This window comes from Delftia sp. ZNC0008 (assembly GCF_000799035.1).
GTDB lineage: Bacteria > Pseudomonadota > Gammaproteobacteria > Burkholderiales > Burkholderiaceae_C > Comamonas > Comamonas tsuruhatensis.
The window spans coordinates 1-2,292 of record NZ_JTKZ01000096.1; the positions used below are offsets into that span (position 1 = coordinate 1).

General features: G+C 65.1%; 5 protein-coding genes. All 5 read right to left on the reverse strand.

What is annotated here, in order from left to right; all coding sequences use genetic code 11:
- Positions 1-96: 96 nt before the first annotated feature.
- On the reverse strand, positions 97-327 hold the full coding sequence (locus tag L995_RS03710; protein ID WP_047469230.1) for a hypothetical protein: 231 nt from the start codon (positions 325-327) through the stop codon (positions 97-99).
- A 45-nt stretch (positions 328-372) separates the two neighbouring features.
- Positions 373-1,224, reverse strand: coding sequence for a YfdQ family protein (locus tag L995_RS03715; protein ID WP_047469233.1), 852 nt, complete (start codon positions 1,222-1,224; stop codon positions 373-375).
- A gap of 38 nt (positions 1,225-1,262) precedes the next feature.
- Positions 1,263-1,679, reverse strand: a complete 417-nt coding sequence (locus tag L995_RS03720; RefSeq protein WP_034369364.1) for a hypothetical protein — start codon at positions 1,677-1,679, stop codon at positions 1,263-1,265.
- Positions 1,680-1,755: 76 nt separating this feature from the next.
- Positions 1,756-2,043: a hypothetical protein gene (locus L995_RS03725; protein ID WP_047469238.1), complete on the reverse strand. Its 288-nt coding sequence runs from the start codon at positions 2,041-2,043 to the stop codon at positions 1,756-1,758.
- A 5-nt stretch (positions 2,044-2,048) separates the two neighbouring features.
- The coding region (locus tag L995_RS03730) for a hypothetical protein (protein ID WP_231574347.1) at positions 2,049-2,292 on the reverse strand (244 nt) is incomplete at its 5' end.

The following is a 2,292-nucleotide window of genomic DNA, read 5'->3' on the forward strand; positions in this document are numbered from 1 at the left end:
GCTCGTCCCACCAGATGGCGCGGGCACGTTCGGCGGCGCGGCGCGCGGCTGGCAGATCGCGCTCGGCGCGTGTGGGCTGGTGTTTGGTGTCTTGGTTCATGCAGTTGGGGCTGAGGCCACCGGCCGCATCCAGATGCTGGCGAGCATGTCGGTGGCGCGCGGACGGGAGGGGTTGCGGATGCGATAGCGGCGGTACTTGTCACACACGCAGGCGTTGCACTGGTCGGCCAGCCCGTCGGGGCTTTTGACCAGGGCGCGAAAGGAGCCCACGTCGGCGGGCCATGGCTCGCCGCAGGTGGTGCAGACCTTTTCAGGTGGTGTGGCCATGACGGGGGAGTTCGCAAAGGGCGCCCAAGATAGGCGCCCCCGCAATCAGTTGCGCGCGGTGTTCGGCGCGCCGTTGAGGATCTGCAGCTCGGTGGCGGCGGCGATCTTTTCGCGCAGGTCCTTCACGGCCTGCTCAACCACCTTGTGCGGACGGACCAGCTCCAACCACATGACGAGGTTGCCGCCGTCGATGCGGTAGCGGAAGCGCACATCCACACGCCACTTGTCACCGTTCTCGAAGACGGGAATGCCCAGGCTGAACTGCTCGGGCACCTGAAGTTGGCCCTGGCGCGCGCTGCCCTGCACGTCTTCGTCGTAGGTGAACTGGGTCGAGCCGTCCGAAAGGCGTACGCTGCTCTTGAAGTCCACCTTCTTCTTGGCTTCCAGCGTGCGGCACACCTCCAGCAATGTAGAGCCGTCCGGGCTGCCAGGTTCGCGCGTGGCAGGGTCGGCTGCGATGTAGACGACATCGACCAGGTTGCTCTCGATGAACTGCGCGAGCTCGACCTGGCCCACCTTCTTGCCATCCATGCCTGTCCACGCCTTCCACTCCGGCGAGAGGGGAGCGTTGTAGCGAGCTTGGTGATCGCCCCAGCCACTGCCGAACGCGATGTGATTGAACACGGCAGTGAAGGTGGGCGGGTCGATGGTGCTGAACAGACGAGTGGATTCACCCTTCTGGTCGTTGACCACGGCGATAAACGATTCGGCATCGTTCAACTGCACCGTGCCCTTCTTGCGAGTCGGGGCCGCGAGCGTGTGGCTGAGGTCTTCAGCGGTGAAGCCTTCGGGGAGCAGCACGATGGGTGCGCCGGCGCCGACAAAGCGCACGGCTTGATGGCTGGCTGCCTGGATTTCACGGCTGGCGGTTTCGGTCTTGGTGTCTTGCAGGTCCACGGGGTTCTCCTTGAGGGACTGGGTTGAGGAAATGGGAGTCAGCCGACGACGCGCAGGCCGGGCTGCTGCTCAGGGGCTGCGGCGGTTTGGCGCAGCTCCTTCTGGGCAATGGATTCCTGCGACACGTCGCGCACGCCATCCAGCGTTTGCTGGCGTGGATCGCTGCGCTGCAGGTTGTTGTCGGGGGTGGTGAAGAGGATGGTTCGGCCCTTGGTGGGCGCGGGCAGCTTCGTCTTCACGTCGGTGTCCAGCTCCATCTGGCCGGCCTTGCCGCCGATCGGCTTCATCTTGATGGTCAGAGTCAGCGAACCAGCTTTGCCCGTTTCCGTGGTGGCGTGCACCAGGTCGTTCAGGGCCTCGGTGGCTTCCTCGCCCAGGAAGGGCGCGCTGTTTGCCAGGAAGTCGGCGAAGGCCTGGCGCCTGGATTTGAGGGTGGGATTGATGAGCTTGCTCACTGGGTGCTCCTATCTGGTTGAGGCAAAAAAATGCCCACCAGGTGGTGGGCTTTGAGGGAGAGCAGGGGAGGGTCGGCTATATCGCGCCGCCTTCGGTGTCGTCGGCCGGCAGGTGCTGGATTGCGGGCGCACGGATCGCTGGCGCGCGCGGCGTGGGCCCGGCAAGGAATTCCTCGCGCTTGGCATAGAGCTGGTCGATCAGGGCATCGGCCAGGCGCGGCAGGTCGCGGGCGTTCATCAGCACAGCGTTGCGGTCCTTTTCAAAGGGCACGCCCAGGGCTGCAAGGTTTGCCGCGTTGAGTTGCAGCACTGGGGCGAAGGCCGCGCAGATCTGCGAGAGGTTGAGCTTCTCGGGATTCGACATGGCGATCAGTGAGCCTCTGCCTTGACCTGGGACTCGCGCATCGCCTGGTAGCCGGCGAGCATCGGTTCGAGCTGCTGACGCAGATCCACGCCGGGCTCCAGGTTCGCGCCGATGCTGGCCAGGGCGCAGCCCATGGCGTACAGGCCGCCGTACAGGGCAAACGTGTTGCCGTTGCGCTGGCCGTAGGCGCTCAGGATTTCGATGATCGGCTCAGCCACATGCGTCATGGCATGGGCGTGGTGGTTGGAC

What these genes read in the sequence shown, in the direction of transcription:
- L995_RS03710 (WP_047469230.1), bottom strand. Translation starts at nt 327, where the DNA reads ATGGCCACACCACCTGAAAAGGTCTGCACCACCTGCGGCGAGCCATGG.
- L995_RS03725 (WP_047469238.1), bottom strand. Translation starts at nt 2,043, where the DNA reads ATGTCGAATCCCGAGAAGCTCAACCTCTCGCAGATCTGCGCGGCCTTC.